Genomic DNA, 15,367 nt, shown 5'->3' with positions numbered 1-15,367 from the left:
GAAACCGTCATTCCGACAACCGGTTAAGGCGGGGTCATTGAATTCGAATGACAACTGTGTCCGCGGCGCCAGTGGCGTCGATCACGGTCAGCCGCGCAAAGCCCGGACCGGGCGGATCGATCAGGCGCTGGCGGCGCCCGTCGATCTCGCCGAGTGATGTTCCATTAACCATGATGGTCATGGGAAGGACGCCGCCGGCGACCTTCACCGGCATGGCTGCGCTCCCCTCGCCGCCGGAACGGTCGACATCGATCCGCGAGCCGTTCAGCGGGAACTGGATGTGCAGCGCCTGCTCGCTGCCGGTCCGCAACAGGTCCCCGACCGGGCGGAACCGCTTCAGCGGCAATGGCAACTTGGCGTTGCTGGCGACCAGGGTTCCCTTCGGCGGCTTCGGCAACGGGGCCAGCGTCTTGCCGGTGCGCGCGAAGGCGTCGAACAGGATCGGGGCTGCGGCCACGCGGCCGATCAGCCCGGGAACCGGCGCGCCGTCGGGCCGACCGACCCAGACGCCGATGGTCAGGCGGCCGTCGAAGCCGACCGACCATGCGTCGCGATAGCCGTAGGAGGTGCCGGTCTTGAAGGCGATGCGGTTGTGGGCGGCATTTTCGGGCGGCGGCGTGCCCAGAAGCACGTTGCCGACCTGCCAGGCCGCGACCTGGTCCAGCAGCCGCAGCGGTTCCCGATCGTCCCGGCCGGTCATGAGGTCGCGCAACGGCATGGTGGTGCCGAGCCGGGCGAAACCCGTATAGAGCTGGGTGAGGTCTTGCAGTGTCACACCAACGCCGCCGAGTCCCATCGCGAGCCCCGGTGCCTCGTCCTTGGGCAGGACCAGATTGCCGCCGGCCTGCCGCAGCCGCGACGACAGCCGGCTCGCGCCGACGCGGTCGAGCAGCACGATCGCCGGCACGTTCAGCGACAATTGCAGCGCCTTCTTCACCGGCACCGTGCCCTGAAACGTCATGTCGAAATTTTCCGGCGCGTAGGAGCCGAAGCGGACGGGCCGGTCGTCGATCAAACTGTCGGGGTGGACGAAGCCGTCCTCGAACGCGAGCCCGTAGATGAAGGGTTTCAGCGTCGACCCCGGCGAACGGACGGCGCGGGTCATGTCGACCTGCCCCGCCCGGCTCTCGTCGAAATAATCGGCCGAACCGACGCGGGCGAGCACGTCGCCGCTCTCATTGTCGACCACGATGATGCCGACCGAGATATTGGGCCCGAGCGCAATGGCGCGGTCACGCGCCAGCGGTTCCAGCACCTTCTGCAGATTGGCGTCGAGCGTCAGCTTGATGACCGGCGTATCCTTGACCGTCGACAGCGCCGTGTCGGAGGCATGTGGCGCGAGGATCGGCATCGGCTTGCGCAGTTTTGGCACGGGCACGGCCTTGGCCTGCTTCGCGTCCTCAAGGCTGACCACATGCTCCTCGACCATGCGGTCCAGCACGCGGTCGCGGGCTTTACGTGCGGCCTCGGGATAGCGATCGAGCCGGCGCGTCTCCGGCGATTGCGGCAGCGCCACCAGCAGCGCGGCCTCGGCCAGCGAGAGCCGCTTCGGCTCCTTGCCGAGATAGGCGATCGAGGCTGAGCGGATGCCTTCGAGATTGCCGCCATAGGGCGCCAACGCGAGATAGAGGTCCAGGATCGCATCCTTGCTCATGCTGCGCTCGATCTCGATCGCCCGCACGATCTGCCGCAGCTTTGCATAGAGCGAGCGTTGCCGCCGCGGCTCCATCAGCCGCGCCAGTTGCATCGAGATGGTCGAGCCGCCCGAGACGATGTGGCCGCGCGTGGTGAGCTGTAGTGCGGCGCGCACGAGAGCGAGCGGGTCGAGACCGTTATGCGCGTAGAAGCGCTGGTCCTCATAGGCGAGCAGTAACTTGAGATAGGTCGGATCGACGTTGGCCTTGGCATCGACCGGCAGCCGCCAGCGGCCGTCGGCCATGGCATAAGCGCGCAGCAGCTTTCCGTTGCGATCGACGACCGTGGTGGAGACCTGGCGTGCCTCGTCGAGCGGGAGCGGGCCGAGGGAATAGACCCAGCCGACAAAGCCGCCGATGGCGAGGATGAGCGTGAGTGCGAGGGCCGAGAGGACACGACGGCCCCAGCCCTTTGCTCCGTCATGGCCGGGCTTGTCCCGGCCATCCACGTTCTTCGCCACGGCGCCACAGTTCGTGGATGCCCGGGACAAGCCCGGGCATGACGACTGAGTTTGAAGCGCCGACTCGTTCATTTCACACTCACTTCGCCGCCCGCACCTCGACGTTACCCGTCCCGGTCCGGCCGTAGCGCGAGGGATTGTACATGTCCTCGACATAGGCCTGGGGCAGCACGTATTTGCCGGGCGAGACCGCGCGCACGACGTAGGCGACGGTGAAGACCGACTTGGAGTCCGAGGCGCGATCGACCGCCGCCGTGAAGCGGTCGTCACGGAACTCGGTGTCTTCAGGCTCCTCGCCGTCCTCGATCCAGTCCAGCGTGCCGCTGTCGCCCGACGACACCAGCTTCGGATTATCGATCTCGAGGCCCGCGGGCAGATAGTCGGACACCATGATGTGGCCGTACTCGGGCTTCGCCTCGGTGATCTTAAGCACCACGGCGAAACGCTGGTTCTGCTTGACCTTGCTGATGTCGGCGGGCTTGCCATCGAGCGTGAAATAATTGCGCTCGATCTTGAAGCCGTTCGATGCAGCTGGCTCCGGCGTGACCGGCGAGCCCGACACCGAGACCACCGCCTGGACCGGCGCATCGCCGGTGTTGGTGATCTTCAGCGGCTTGCCCTCCAGCGTCACGGCCTTGTAGCTGCGGTACAGCGCGGTCTTCACCGGCTGGCCGTCGACTTCCATCGAGAGGTTTTCCTTGGCCAGCGCCCGCGCCGCCAGCACCAGCCACGCATTCTCCTGCGTGGAGGTGTAGGGCGTCAGGCCGCGCGCGGTCTCGACCCGCGACACCGCCTGCGTCAGCGTCGCCTTCGGCGCGTTGCCTTCGCTGGCGAGAGAGACCAGCGCGGCGGCATCGCGCAGCTGCGAGCCGTAGTCGGTGCGGCCGAACTCCAGCACCGGCTTCGGCGCGAGGCCGTCGAGGGCGGCACCGTAGACGCGTTCCGCGCGATTGCGGTCGCCGACCAGCGCGAGCGCGGCCGCAAGCTGCGACTTCGCGATCGGGGTCGCGAGGTTGCTCAACTTGGTGTCGGCGAGATAGCGGAGATCGCCGATCGGCGCCGCCCCGTTACGCGCGAGCACGTAGAGGCCGTAGGCGAGATCGCGCCCGCCGTCCTTCTCCGGCTCGTTGCCGTTCACGACCGAGTTGCGGATACGGTCGAGCGCGTTCTTGAACAGCACGTCCGGCACCGCAAAGCCTTTTTCGCGGGCGCGGGTGAGGAAGTCCGTCACGTAGGCGTCGAGCCAGGCGTCGTCGCCTCCGGCCGACCACAGGCCGAACGAGCCGTTGGAGCCCTGGCGTGCCAGGAGCCGCTCGACCGCATCGCGGATGCGCTGGTCGACCTCGGTGTCCATGGCCAGATGCGCGCCGGCGGCGAGCTCGTTGACATAGAGCAACGGCAGGGCACGGCTCGTGATCTGTTCCGAGCAGCCATAGGGGTAGCGGTCGAGCGCCTTCAGGATCGTTGCGGCGTCGAGCGCCGTCGACAGGCTGGCCGAAACCGAGACGCTGCCGGTGCCCGGGACGAGATCGGAGAACATGTCCGAGGTCAGCGTCAGGCTTTCACCCTTCGCCAGCGTCCGGATCGAACGCCGCGCCAGCACCTGTGTCGCCGCCTTGACGTCGAGCGCATAGTGACGCGCCAGCGCAAGGCCGTTCGGTCCCTTGATGTCGACGTCGAGCGTCGCCTGCCCCGCCGCCGTCGCGTCGATTGCGAGCGTAAACGCGTTGCGCTGCTTGGCGGCGAGCTTGACCGTGGTTGCGGGATTGCCGGTCATCTTCACCGGGCCGCCGGTCTTCACGTTGATGACGTAGTCGCCGGCCTGGCCCTCGACATTGTCGATCTCGAGGTTGACCGTGCCGTGGTCGCCATTGAGCAGGAAGCGCGGCAAGGTCGTGGTCAGCACCACGGGATCGCGGATCACGACATCCGTGTTGGCACGGCCGAGCTTGGTCGCGGTCCACGCCACCGCCATGACGCGCGCGGTGCCGGCGAACTCGGGGACATCGAAGCTCACTTCGGCGGTGCCGTCGGCGGCGACCGTGACGATGCCCGAGTAGAGCGCGAGCGGCTTTTGCGCGGGCGGAGAGCCCTGCAATTCGCCGGCGCCGGCATCGCCGCCGGACTTGATCTGTCCGCGCGTGCCCGACATGCCGTCGATCAGTTGCCCATAGAGATCGCGGATCTCCGCGCTCAGGCGACGCTGGCCGAGATAGTAATCGTCAGGCGCCGGCGGCTTGTAATTGGTCAGGTTGAGGATGCCGACATCGACCGCAGCGATGACGATTTTGGCGTCCTCACCCGGATTGAGCCCGTCGAGCTTGACCGGGATCTTCAACGTCGCATTCGGCCGAACCAGTGCCGGCGGCGTCAGCTTCACCTGGAGCGTGCGGGTCTGCTTGTCGATGCCGAACCATTTCAGGCCGATCGCCCGGCCCGGCATGCGTTGCGCAGCCGCATCGAGCGGGCGGCGCAGCGTCGCCACCACATAGGCGCCGGTGCCCCAGTCCTTGCCGACCGGCAGTCTCACCTGCGCGGTACCTTCCTTGACGTCGATGGTCTGCGTCGTCAGCAGGCGGTCGCCGAGCACATTGACGGTGAGCTTGCCAGCGCTGCGGACGTTCACCGACACCGTCATGGTGTCGCCGGAGGCGTATTGCGGCTTGTCGATCGAGGTCTCCAGCAGGTCCGGCGTGTCGGCGCTGCCGTCGGAGTACCAGCCGACGTCGAACTGCACCGAGGTCACCGGACCGTCGGCGTCGTTCGACTTCACATCGAGCCGGTAGCGGCCGGGCTGCGGGCTAAGCGAAATCCGCGACGGCTTGTCGGCAGCGATCGTCACGTCGCCGTCGGAAACGCGCGAAGTCGATTTGACCGGCTCGTACTCCCAGTAATTGTTCTGGCGATACCACTGGTAGCGCGACTCCATCTTCAGGAGCTCGTAGCGCAGGCCGTCGCGGCGCAGCCTCTCGCCTTCGGGCGAGACGAACACGACATCGAACTCCGCATTGTCGCCCTCGGCGACGTTCTTGTCGCCGAACAGCGGCTTGATGCCGATCATGGCGTTGGCGGGTGCGACCGGCAGCACGATCTTGCGCTCAACGGCACGGCCGCCGGTCTCGACCATGCGAACGAAGATCTGCGCCTCCTGCGGGCGCGTCGAGGCAGGCTGCTTGTCCAGCGTCACCGGGAAGGTGGCAACGCCGTTGGCGTCGGCCTCCGGCAAATTCTCCAGCGGCGTGCGCTCGTTCGAGGTGGTCTCCTCGTCCGCGACGCCGAACTGGTAGCCGGCAAAGCCTGGGCGTTCGCTCGCGGGCGCGACCAGCATGTCGCCTTCGAGCTGGAGGCCCGAAGCCGGCGCGCCATAGAGGAAATGGCCATCCGCCTTGAGCTCCACCGGAGCGTTAGCTTTGATCAGCTTGTCCTTGGCGGACAAGTCGAATTCGATCCTGTCAGGAACGTAGTCCTCGACCATGAAGGTGGTTTCGCCGACCGACGAGCCCTTCGGATCGGTGAAGGCACGCACCCGCCAGGTCCCGGTCGGGACGGCCGAATTGAGCGGCAGGGACAGCGTGCGGCCGCCGGCGCCCTGGTCGGCCAGCACGGCGCGGCGGAATTCGACGCCGTCGGGGCGCTCGATCACCAGCGTCAGCGGCCCGCCGGCAACGGCATTGCCCTGCCCGTCGCGCAAAAGCGCGGTGAGATAGACGGTCTCGCTGGAGCGATAGACGCCGCGCTCGGCATAGACGAAGGCATCGGCGCCCGATGGCACCGCCCGGCCCGAAAGGCCGCGGTCGGACAGGTCGAAAGCCGAGGTCTTCAGGCTCAGGAAGGCATAGTCGGCCTTCTCGCCGGTGACCGTGAGCATCGCCGGCGACAGGCCGCCTTCGCCGCGCGCAAGGCCCGCCTCGAACAACACATGGCCGCTATCGTCGGTCTTGCGGGTCGCCAAAATCTCGTTGTTGCGGGCGACCAGCCGGACCTCGGCCTTGCCGACCGGGTCGGTCGAGGCCAGCGAATTGACGAAGACGTGGATGCCGTCATTGCCGGAATAGGCGGTGACCCCGAGGTCTGAGACGATGAACCATTGCGTCGCGAGCTGGTAATCGTCGTCCGAGCCCGGCCCCTTGGCCGCGGCGGTCATCACGTAGACCCCGGGCTGGAGCTCGCCGAGCGCCTGGTCGACCGGGAATGCGGTGGTGACGTCCTGGTTCAGCGTCATCGCGGTCGCGAGCTCGCCGGTCCAGACCTTGACGCCACGCTCGCCGCCGAGATCGGCGAGCTGGTAGCGCGACAGCGTCTTCTGGAAATCGCTGTCGACGACCGTGTTGATCAGGTTGCGGTCGCCGATCCTGAAGACGTTGACGCTGACCGCGGGCGTGTTGACGCTGACCACGGGAATGCCGCGCTGGCCGGTCCGCGGCAGCACATAGGCGCGGCTGGTGAAGCGCACGAACGGCTTGCGGTCGCGCACATAGACGTTGAACTCGGCGGATTTCGGCAGGCCCTCCTTCACGGTGGACGGCAGGCCGGCGCGCAGATTGATGTTGTAGCGCTCGCCGTGCTTCAGCCCGTCGACGCAGAGCTGCTTGCCTTCGGCCGACAGCGCCGGCTTGTCCTGGCCCGCCAGCGCTAGGTACGGCGCGAAATCGGTGCGCTTGGCCAGCTCCTCCGAGAACTGGAAGCAGGCGCGCGGGCTCGCCGAATCCGAGTCCACGGTATAGTCGAGCAGCCGGAAGCCGTGCTCGTCGCGCATCTTCTCGTATTGACCGCGGACGTCGGCGACCTCGCGCATGTCGAGCGACAGCCGCAGCGCATCGAGCGCCGGCCGCCACAGCTTGCGTTCGGCCAGCGACTTGCCGAGCACGGCGAGCGCATCCGCCTCCTCGCCCGGATTGCCGGCGCGCTGGTAGGCGATGTAGGCGGCGGTCGAGGCCCGCTCCAGCAGGAACGTCTGCTCGCTCGAGCTTTTCGGCGAGATCTGGAAGATCACCTTGGCGAGCCGCAGCCAGTTGCCGGTATCCTCCGGCGTGGTCGCGGCGATCTGGCCGAGCACCGACAGCCCGGTGCGGAAATCATTGCGCCGGAAGGCGGCGTCGGCGTCGGTGCGCAGCGTCGCGCTGGTCTTGGCTACCGGCCCCGCCTCGCTCTTGATCTGGGCCTCCAGCTTGATCGCGGAATCGGCGAGGTCGTCGCGCTTGAACGCCTTGTCGGCGGCCAGCGCTGCGCTAAGGCCGAGCGCCAGCGTGGCGCAGAGTGTGACGGCGCGAACAAGACCGATCATAATGGACTCCCGGAAATCGCGGCGAACGCCGCGTGAGCATGAAATGCGCGGAAAGGTGACGGACTCAAGGCGATGGAACCAAAGGTGCAAATCGTCGCATTCGCCATGACAAGGCAAGCCCTGAGGAAACCGATCGAGATATCACCGCGCACGCCGTCCTGATGGCGCAGCCCTACCTGACCGATCGACCGGCGGCCGTGTCCCGGAAGCTGGCCAGCGTTCCCGGCGATGTAATCCATCGTCCAGTCCGCTGCCGCTCAACCCGGCACCCTGACACCCCACCGTTCCGCTTAGTCGCGGCGTTGAGGAAAACGGTTCGGTTCAGACTTGGCGGGAGCGAGGATTTTTCATATTTGGCGTGATAGAAGACCGGCAGGCGGCAGCCGAGGCCGGCATCAAGACGGTCCCATAGCTCAACTGGATAGAGTAGCGGATTTCTACTCCGCGGGTTGCAGGTTCGAGTCCTGCTGGGATCGCCAGAAAAATTCAAGAAACCCCTATAAAATAAGCACTTTTTAAATTTCAAGAAAATACCAATTCTCGAAAAAGCAAGAATGGATGCCGGTGTATGCCGGATTTTTCGAGCCAGATTCCCGAAAAAATTACCGAACTGATTCTTTCGTCCCCTCCCGCTGACATACCGACCGCTCAGATCGAATTGAAATGATTCGTCAATCCCCCTTTTTGCCTTCGATAGAGCAGCGGAGTTCTAATCCGTGGGTTGAACCGCGAAAAGCCTATAATAACCAGTTACTTATGTCGCGACACCTTGAACGTGCGTGATTGTTATGATCTCGTTTTGGTTGTTCGCATACACAGAACGTGGATAGAATTTGTGAGTAGCAGTGTTGTGTCAGCAAAATCCGAACTGCAATTGCTCGCGGAACGTCTCAAACGCACCCGCGAGGCGAAGAACCTAAACCAGGCGGATTGGTGCCGCTTCGTTGGAATCGAACCGCAAGCCTGGAGCAACTACGAGAATGCGGTGCGGCGAATTTCGATCGATCAAGCGATCAAGGTCTGCGTGGCCACTGGAGCTTCGCTCGATTGGATATATCGCGGTCATTTGTCCGGACTGCCGGTCGAACTTGTGACGGCGCTGCAGGCAAAGATTGATAAGAGGAGCAGGTACAAGGCAGTGAACCTGCGCGAGGAGAGCTAATGACGGGCGAAGGGCTGGTCTAATGAGCACGGAAAACGAGCGCCTGAAAATTCAGGCAAGCTTTTGGAACGGCCTAGCGATCGCAGCCGGCGCCGGCGGCATCATCCTGCCGTTGCTGCAGGCCTATTCGAACGATCAACTATGGAGCGCGCAAGTATTCCCCCACTTTTCGAAACTCGCCTACACCACGCTCCTGCCGATGGCGGCGGGCCTCTTTTTCGCGTGGATCTTCCACGGAATGGCGAAGTCGTTCGCCGACCGAATGACCAACGACTAGATCAGCAACCCACCATGTGCACAGAACGAATGTCGGAGGTGACATTAGCGTCAATGCTGGTATCAAACGCTGGACTTCACTCGCAATGGTTTAGGTATGCAGCTTTTCAATCCGAGCGTTCAAACCGAATACGATCGCATCATCGGTAAGATTTCTGAAGATCCGTTCGCTTCCGCCCAAACGCTAGGAATACGGGATGTACTTCGCGCGCACTTCCTGATTACTGATTTCTTTATAACAGAACAACGAGAGCTGGGCGGGGTCGGCCCAAAGGATATGAAGCTGCTCGAGTCAGCGCTTTACCGACCTTGGGCGGAGTTCGGTGGGGTAGCCAAATGGCCTGATCCTTTGGAGAAGGTGGCGACCACGTTATTCGGCTTGATCAAGGATCACCCGTTCCACGACGCAAACAAAAGAACCGCCCTACTCTCAACGTTGTTCCTCCTTGCAAAGCGTCGCCGGATTCCGAAGTGTTCGAAGGACGACTTTGAAGACTTCACGGTGGAAATCGCGGAGATGGAGATCGTAAAGCGAGCCCGCTATCAGCAACTGAGCGAGAACGAAGACGATCCAGAGATAAAGTTCATCGCGCATTGGCTGCGACGAAACACTCGCGAAATCGACGATCGCGAATATTCGATCACCTATCGCGAGTTACGAAGTATTCTTCAGCGGTACGGATTCGTATTGGAGAATCCGAACAACAACACGATCGACGTCGTGAAGGTCGAACCACGCACGGGCTTGGCAGCCCTCTTCGTTGGCGGAAACTCTCGCAGGCGCATAGGACGCATTGGTTTCCCTGGCGACACAAAACAGGTATCGAAGGCTGATCTTCGCAAGGTCCGAAAGCTATGCAAGCTTACATCGGAACAGGGAATAGACTCGCAAAGTTTCTATCATGATGTCGACGATATGACGTCCTTGCTTGCTGAATATCAGCAAAATCTCCGCCGCTTGGCGAACCGCTAGAGGCCTCCCGGAAAAACTCCCGAACTTTGCCGGCGGGACTGCTAACCCTCTGATTGTTGAAGAACTTTCACCGCCCAACTGAATCCTTTCTACTCCGCGGGTTGCAGGTTCGAGTCCTGCTGGGATCGCCAGCCGCGTCAGGCGCGGCGTATTTTTGGCTAACCGTTTGCACCGAAACGCCGGGAGTATTCTGGTCGCCATCGCTCTTGGAGGTTGCCGCCGACGCAGTTCTTCACATGAGCGCGGCCGAACTCGACGCTGCACTGTTTCGCGCGATCCAATGGCTTGCGAATCACGGTACGCCGCACGCGAGTAAGTAGGCTCCTGCAGGCGCTGGCCAAGGCGCATCGGGCGATCAACCTAGCGAGGAAAGTCGGCAATGAGCGATGCAGACACAGGCGAAGGCGAAGAGCTCATCATGGCCGACACTGGCTTGGCTGTGGCGGAGGAGCTGGCGGAGATGGAGATCACGAAGTTCGACCTCGATTGCGCCCTAGTCAGCTTGACGCTATGGACGCAGGGATATCGCCCAGAAGGTGGCGAAAGCGAAAAAGAGAGGGCTGTTAATGGCAGCTTGTTCCGCGACGGAATCACCCAATTCGTCAGCTGCTTCGACAGCAAGAATCGCTTCCCCCTTGTAGTGGAAACGGTCTACCCGAACGCCACCGGCGTAGCCCCCTACTTCAAATGGCTGCGCAACCTGAGGAACTCCTACACCGCGCATAGGCATGGCGCGGCCCGCCAGTGCAGCATCGCGGCAGTGGTCCGCCCGGGAACAGGTGCGTTTCTTGGCCATTCCAAATTGTTTGCGGCCTATGTTGGTCCCAGCCAAGACGGCCATGCTCAACTGTTGGCCGTTGTGTCGTTGGCGATCCGCTATGTCGAGGCTCAGATTCTGCGCCTGCAACAGCAGTTTATCGAGGAAGCCTCCGCGATACCACCTGAGCAGTTATTGATGCTCCCGCGTGGAGCGGCTGTTCAACCGCAAGGCCCAGCCCAAATGGGAATGAGCCGCGGGGACGTCAGGAAGGCAATCGCGCGCGAACTTAACGAAACGATCGTAGGAGATATTACGGCGGAAGCCCAAGAGCCTCGCTGATGCGCGAAACAATCCCCGCCCCTCCTCCGACGTCCACGGCCGAAAGCAGGGCGCTGCACATCGACTGCCCGCAAACGTGGAGCCGATTTGTCGCGTCGATCCCGTGGACGATTTCGATTCGCGCTGCCGGAATTTCGGTGCCGCTTGATCGACGTGACGGACGCACAGTTACCAATCCTTTTACTTCACGAATACGTGGGTACCCTCGCCCCGGTCTTTGAACCTGACGGACGAACCCTATCTATGCGCCGGGCGACGTGCGCCCGATAGGGAATTCGATGCTGCCAACCGAGTGGACGAGAATGGCTATCGCATCTGCGGTTGCCGTGATCGCGATGTCGTATTTGGCAATCGACGCTGGCGTCGTGAACTCCAGCGTGATCACACGGCGCATCGAGACGGCGCGGGCCTCCATTGCGGACGCGGCGGCCAGTCAGCATCAACTCGCTTTCGCTATTCAGGCCTGGGCGCGCCCAAGCCGCCAGAAGCCGGACTCGGAGCCACGCTTGGAGCACTGCCTGGCGATCGATTGAGTCAGGTCGCAGCACCAAATCAGCCGACGCCTAAGCGGCATTTCTTTTGTTCACGGTCCGACTCCGCTTCGTTCCAAAAGCACGAATCGTCATCGCAAAAATCGGCAGCGCGCATTTGTTAATGTCGCGTTTCGCTCGCTCGGTTCGTTCATGCATCCAAGGTCACGAGCACGGGCCGCAAGCGGTACGCGTCGATCGCAGCGTTCGACAGTAGCAGCCTGCGCCGCTCGCCGCGTAGCATCATGCGATCGATCCTGTTCAGGATGAAGCGGGCTGAATCATTGGGCTCGCCGGTGAGCAGGCCGGATTGGTCGAGATATTTCCAGGCGATCTCGAAAGACTGCGCGCGTAATTCGGGGTCTGTCATAGCCGGCCAACGTCGGCGGGGAACGGATGTTCCTAACCGCGCAACGTCAGTCCGGCGCGACGAAATGCGCAGCGCCGCGGAATGAGATCACGACCAGCACGTTGGCTGCAACGTAATGGAGTGGTGCCGACCCGCCAGCCCCGGTCGGCTTTGAAGGGCCCCGTGCTTGTCCCCCCGAGCACGGGGCTTTCTCATGCAGGCCAGCCAGCGCCCCGACCTCGTCCGGCCATTGACGCGAGATCTCGCCGAGGATGCGATTAGTCCGTCTGCTCGTCGCGCCGGTCGCGGGCAAGCTGATGCCAGGCCAGAGCCAGTTGGATCAGTCTCTGCCGGTCGGCGCCGTCGGCGGACGCCGCGGCCCGCTTCATCGCCGCCTCGGCTTCGTGCTGTGGGTCGTACTTGGGGCACATGAGGCCGAACCTAACCGACCGATATGGACGGACCGATGGCAATTTCGTCCGTATGAATGCGGGGTGGCTTCACGTCGTCCGAACCCACCCTGACGCATCTGTGAACTGCGTCACAGCCTGTAACCGGCGTCTCGGCTAAACAGAACTCAACCGCTCGCACCGCCGCGAGAGGGCATGGGTGGTCCATCATGACACAGGAAGCAGCAGCCGAGGCTCACGTCCCAACGCGACGCGCAAGGCCCGACCTGTTCGGCGCCACGTTTCTTGCCACCATCGGTATCGTGATGCTGGCCTGGATCGCAGGCCTGGTCTGGGCCGCGATCGCGTTCTTCAACTGGCTGGTGTGACGCGCGAAGCGATCAGTATCGCTTCAGCAAGCAATACGTTGCCCAGACAAAAAGAGGCGGGCCTGCGCCCGCCTCCTTGTTTCAGACCTTGCCTGAAGCCTCAGTAACAGGCGCGAGGATCGGCCTGCACATACTGGCCGCTCGGATAGCGGTAGTAGCAATTGCCCTGGGCGAAATAATAGCCGGGCCGCGAGGCAGCCGTGGCGCCGGCGATCGCGCCGGTGGCGCCGCCGATCACGGCACCCGCGGCCGCGCCCGAGGCGTTGCCCGAGATCAGGCCGCCCAGCACGCCGCCGACGATGGCGCCGCCAAGTGCGCTTGCGCCGGGATCAGGCGGAGGCGGCGGCGGTTCGTAGGCGACGGGAGGCGGCGCCGGAGCATAGGCCACCGGCATGTCGTCGAAGTAATCCTCGGAGATGTAGGCCGGCGGGCCGGCCATCCGCTGCGGATAATAATACCAGACGCCGCCGACGTCCCACCACCAACCGGAGCGGCCGTTGCGGACCTCGTGGCGCCAGCGCCCGCCATCCCAGGCGCGATTGCCGCGATAGGCGTGTCCGCCCCAGTCGCGCTCCGGTGCGGGGCCCCTGGCGTAATTGCGTCCGGGCGGCGGGCCGCCTGCTCCGTGCGGCCCGGGACCGGGGCCGCCGGCGTGGGGCTGGCCGCCGGGCTGTTGCGTGGGCCGGGCCGCCTGCTGCGGCGGGGGGCCCTTGCGCATGTTCTGATTGTTCTGGGGCGGCGCACCGGCGCCGGGCCCCGCAGGCGGCTGGGCCTGGGGTCTTGGCGGCAATGAGTCCTGTGCCTGCGCCGACAGTGCGACAAGGGACATGGCCGAAACCAAGGGAATAATGATCTTCATGCGGCTGGACGCACTCATGCGTGCTTGACCCCCTACTCTCGCGATTGCCGTGGTGCCTAGCGCGATAGACGATTCGCCTCGCGCCTGGCTGATGCCGGCGGACATAACTGACCTGCTTTGGTCGGCTAAGTCCCGTTACAAATGATTAAGATCACGGCAATTTTCGGCCCTGGGGGCGCGGCGGAACCGTTCTAGCGCGCCGGCTCGATCACATTGCAGTTGGTCCGCCCCGACATCAGGCAGTCCTGCATCTTGCTGGCCGCGGTGAGATCGCGGGCGAGCCACCAGCCGACACCGAGGATCACGAGCGCGATGATCAATCCGGCAATCGCGCCGCGACGGTTGTCGCCGGATTGAGGTTTTGCGAGGGATTTGGGCTTTTTGCCCGGTTCGGGCTTGGATTCGGGCTTGGACTCAGACTTGGACATAACTGGCCGATCGCAGGGGTGAGCCGGCTTTACCACCTCTGCGACGTCGCGTCACATCCCGGCCGATCGTTCAGCCCCGGGTCTGCCGGATCGCATCCTTGCGCGAGGTTTCGACCGCCGGAGTGGCCCGAGGTGCGCACGTCGTCAGCAAGAATGCGGTCTGGGTGCATTCCCAATCCGCGCCGAGGACGGCACTTTCGATCGGCTTCGGGCGGGCGAGCAACAGTGCGACGCCAGCCAAGGCGACCACCGCGACGGCGATTGCGAGCGCCTTCGGGCTCAGTCTTGAGATCATCATGCCCGTGCTCCGTCTCGTACCGGGCGGACGCTATGCGCCGCTCCGTGTGGTCCTCTATGAAGGACATCACAATTCGGCAGTTTTTCGGGGCTACGAGAGATCGTCGGTGGTGGCGATTTTTCGTCTACCTGATCGGCTGCGATTATGGGTGGCTTCGCGACGCGCGCCGATGTACACGCTTCTGCGTCGCGTGGTGCCTGCTATGCCCAGCCGACGTACCAACAGTCACCGATGTAGGATTGAAAGCGAGGAAGGCAAGGCCCGTGAGTGGATTTAGGGAACCCGGGTTTTCAGACCGGCAAAAGGCGGCGCAGGAAGCGCGCAAAAATCTTTTGAACAAATTCAAGTCGCAGCCCGGGCTGGATGATCCGGCGGTGGCGGCACGTCGTGCTGAGCGCGAGGCGCTCGCGGCCAAGCGCGCAGAGGCAAAGGCCGCGCGCGAAGCCGAGAAGGCCGAGCAGAAGCGTATTGCGGAAGAAGCTGCAGCGGCCGAAGCCGCGCGTATCGCCCGCGAAGCGGAAGAAGCGATCGCCAAGCAGGCTGAAGTCGAGGCCGAGCAAAAGGCCAAGCGCGACGCCCGCTACGCTGCCCGAAAGGCCAAGCGGAAGTAACGTTCGCAAGTCACGTTCAACTCACGTCGCGTTCAAGTGAAGTTGAACTGAAACATCGCTGGGGGCGGTCCATGTGACCGCCCTCGGACTTCCAAGCGCGCGGCTGCCTTCGCAGACGCCGCGAAGACGGCGGAAGATCAGTTCTTCTTCATCATCCCGTCGTCTTTCTTCATCCCGTCCTTCGACATGTGGTCCTTCTTCATGCCGTCGTCCTTGGACATGGTGTCCTTCTTCATGCCGTCCTTGGACATCGTGTCCTTCTTCATCATGCCGTCGTCCTTGCCCATCTTGTCCTGGGCAAAAGCGGCCGGCGACAGCGCGAGGCCAAGCGACAGAGCGGCAGCCGAGACGCCGAGCACGATGCGGGTGCGAATGGTCATGAGTGATTTCCCTTCGAGATGGTGTTTGTCAGCGACGGACGCCGCTATCTGATCTCGACGGATTGCCCGCTGGCGTTGTTACGCGCCCACTGACAAAATTTCTGCGGGCCGGCTGCGAGGATGTTCCGTGTGCACTGCAGCAAGGCCGGCACTTGCCCCGGCATTCGGTCTCGAACTATCAGATG

The 15,367-nt window shown here is 63.5% G+C and carries 15 protein-coding genes and 1 tRNA gene; 7 read left to right on the top strand and 9 right to left on the bottom strand.

The window, feature by feature from the left end; all coding sequences use genetic code 11:
* Nucleotides 1–34: 34 nt before the first annotated feature.
* From pbpC to CT676_RS00890, 3 genes are read right to left on the bottom strand one after another with little or no spacing between them, the layout of a single operon-like run.
* Nucleotides 35–2,227 carry a penicillin-binding protein 1C gene (pbpC, locus tag CT676_RS00900; RefSeq protein WP_244623019.1) on the bottom strand — a complete coding sequence of 731 codons (2,193 nt, stop codon included), beginning with the start codon at nucleotides 2,225–2,227 and terminating at the stop codon, nucleotides 35–37.
* A gap of 7 nt (nucleotides 2,228–2,234) precedes the next feature.
* Complete coding sequence (locus tag CT676_RS00895; protein ID WP_135213578.1) at nucleotides 2,235–7,439, bottom strand: alpha-2-macroglobulin; 5,205 nt, start codon at nucleotides 7,437–7,439, stop codon at nucleotides 2,235–2,237.
* Nucleotides 7,436–7,678 carry a hypothetical protein gene (locus CT676_RS00890; RefSeq protein ID WP_135213577.1) on the bottom strand — a complete coding sequence of 81 codons (243 nt, stop codon included), beginning with the start codon at nucleotides 7,676–7,678 and terminating at the stop codon, nucleotides 7,436–7,438. Before CT676_RS00890 ends, CT676_RS00895 begins: the two co-directional genes overlap by 4 nt.
* A 163-nt stretch (nucleotides 7,679–7,841) precedes the next feature.
* Here CT676_RS00890 and CT676_RS00885 point away from each other — a divergent pair.
* The 5 genes from CT676_RS00885 to CT676_RS00865 all read left to right on the top strand — a co-directional run bounded on the left by CT676_RS00885 (nucleotide 7,842) and on the right by CT676_RS00865 (nucleotide 10,949).
* Nucleotides 7,842–7,918, top strand: a tRNA-Arg gene (locus CT676_RS00885).
* A 356-nt stretch (nucleotides 7,919–8,274) separates the two neighbouring features.
* Nucleotides 8,275–8,601, top strand: a complete 327-nt coding sequence (locus tag CT676_RS00880) for a helix-turn-helix transcriptional regulator (protein ID WP_167767890.1) — start codon at nucleotides 8,275–8,277, stop codon at nucleotides 8,599–8,601.
* A gap of 22 nt (nucleotides 8,602–8,623) precedes the next feature.
* The gene (locus CT676_RS00875) at nucleotides 8,624–8,878 is read left to right on the top strand and encodes a hypothetical protein (protein ID WP_135213575.1); all 255 of its coding nucleotides are present in this window, start codon (nucleotides 8,624–8,626) and stop codon (nucleotides 8,876–8,878) included.
* 96 nt (nucleotides 8,879–8,974) lie between these two features.
* Nucleotides 8,975–9,850, top strand: a complete 876-nt coding sequence (locus CT676_RS00870; RefSeq protein WP_135213574.1) for a Fic family protein — start codon at nucleotides 8,975–8,977, stop codon at nucleotides 9,848–9,850.
* Between the two features lie 379 nt (nucleotides 9,851–10,229).
* Nucleotides 10,230–10,949: a hypothetical protein gene (locus tag CT676_RS00865; protein WP_135213573.1), complete on the top strand. Its 720-nt coding sequence runs from the start codon at nucleotides 10,230–10,232 to the stop codon at nucleotides 10,947–10,949.
* Between the two features lie 241 nt (nucleotides 10,950–11,190).
* On the opposite strand, the gene CT676_RS44750 is transcribed toward CT676_RS00865, so the two are convergent.
* Both CT676_RS44750 and CT676_RS00855 read right to left on the bottom strand, forming a co-directional pair.
* Nucleotides 11,191–11,343: a hypothetical protein gene (locus CT676_RS44750; protein ID WP_193560860.1), complete on the bottom strand. Its 153-nt coding sequence runs from the start codon at nucleotides 11,341–11,343 to the stop codon at nucleotides 11,191–11,193.
* A 287-nt stretch (nucleotides 11,344–11,630) separates the two neighbouring features.
* Nucleotides 11,631–11,849, bottom strand: a complete 219-nt coding sequence (locus CT676_RS00855; protein WP_028161344.1) for a hypothetical protein — start codon at nucleotides 11,847–11,849, stop codon at nucleotides 11,631–11,633.
* A gap of 598 nt (nucleotides 11,850–12,447) precedes the next feature.
* Here CT676_RS00855 and CT676_RS00850 point away from each other — a divergent pair.
* Complete coding sequence (locus CT676_RS00850) at nucleotides 12,448–12,606, top strand: hypothetical protein (RefSeq protein ID WP_028161343.1); 159 nt, start codon at nucleotides 12,448–12,450, stop codon at nucleotides 12,604–12,606.
* A 100-nt stretch (nucleotides 12,607–12,706) separates the two neighbouring features.
* Here CT676_RS00850 and CT676_RS00845 read toward each other — a convergent pair whose 3' ends face one another.
* The 3 genes from CT676_RS00845 to CT676_RS00835 form a co-directional block, all read right to left on the bottom strand.
* Entirely contained in the window at nucleotides 12,707–13,483 is a 777-nt protein-coding gene (locus CT676_RS00845; protein ID WP_167767889.1) for a hypothetical protein, read from the bottom strand.
* Nucleotides 13,484–13,656: 173 nt separating this feature from the next.
* Nucleotides 13,657–13,893: a hypothetical protein gene (locus CT676_RS00840; protein ID WP_085401256.1), complete on the bottom strand. Its 237-nt coding sequence runs from the start codon at nucleotides 13,891–13,893 to the stop codon at nucleotides 13,657–13,659.
* A gap of 70 nt (nucleotides 13,894–13,963) precedes the next feature.
* Nucleotides 13,964–14,191 carry a hypothetical protein gene (locus CT676_RS00835; protein ID WP_028150973.1) on the bottom strand — a complete coding sequence of 76 codons (228 nt, stop codon included), beginning with the start codon at nucleotides 14,189–14,191 and terminating at the stop codon, nucleotides 13,964–13,966.
* A 263-nt stretch (nucleotides 14,192–14,454) separates the two neighbouring features.
* Here CT676_RS00835 and CT676_RS00830 point away from each other — a divergent pair, with 263 nt between their 5' ends.
* Nucleotides 14,455–14,802, top strand: coding sequence for a DUF6481 family protein (locus CT676_RS00830; protein WP_071914157.1), 348 nt, complete (start codon nucleotides 14,455–14,457; stop codon nucleotides 14,800–14,802).
* A gap of 137 nt (nucleotides 14,803–14,939) precedes the next feature.
* On the opposite strand, the gene CT676_RS00825 is transcribed toward CT676_RS00830, so the two are convergent.
* On the bottom strand, nucleotides 14,940–15,182 hold the full coding sequence (locus tag CT676_RS00825; RefSeq protein WP_028150975.1) for a pentapeptide MXKDX repeat protein: 243 nt from the start codon (nucleotides 15,180–15,182) through the stop codon (nucleotides 14,940–14,942).
* Between the last annotated feature and the right edge of the window lie 185 nt (nucleotides 15,183–15,367).

Source organism: Bradyrhizobium sp. MOS001 (assembly GCF_004634465.1).
Lineage (GTDB): Bacteria > Pseudomonadota > Alphaproteobacteria > Rhizobiales > Xanthobacteraceae > Bradyrhizobium > Bradyrhizobium barranii.
Note: the sequence above shows the minus strand (reverse complement) of the source record. Positions and strands in the feature narration are given on the sequence as shown.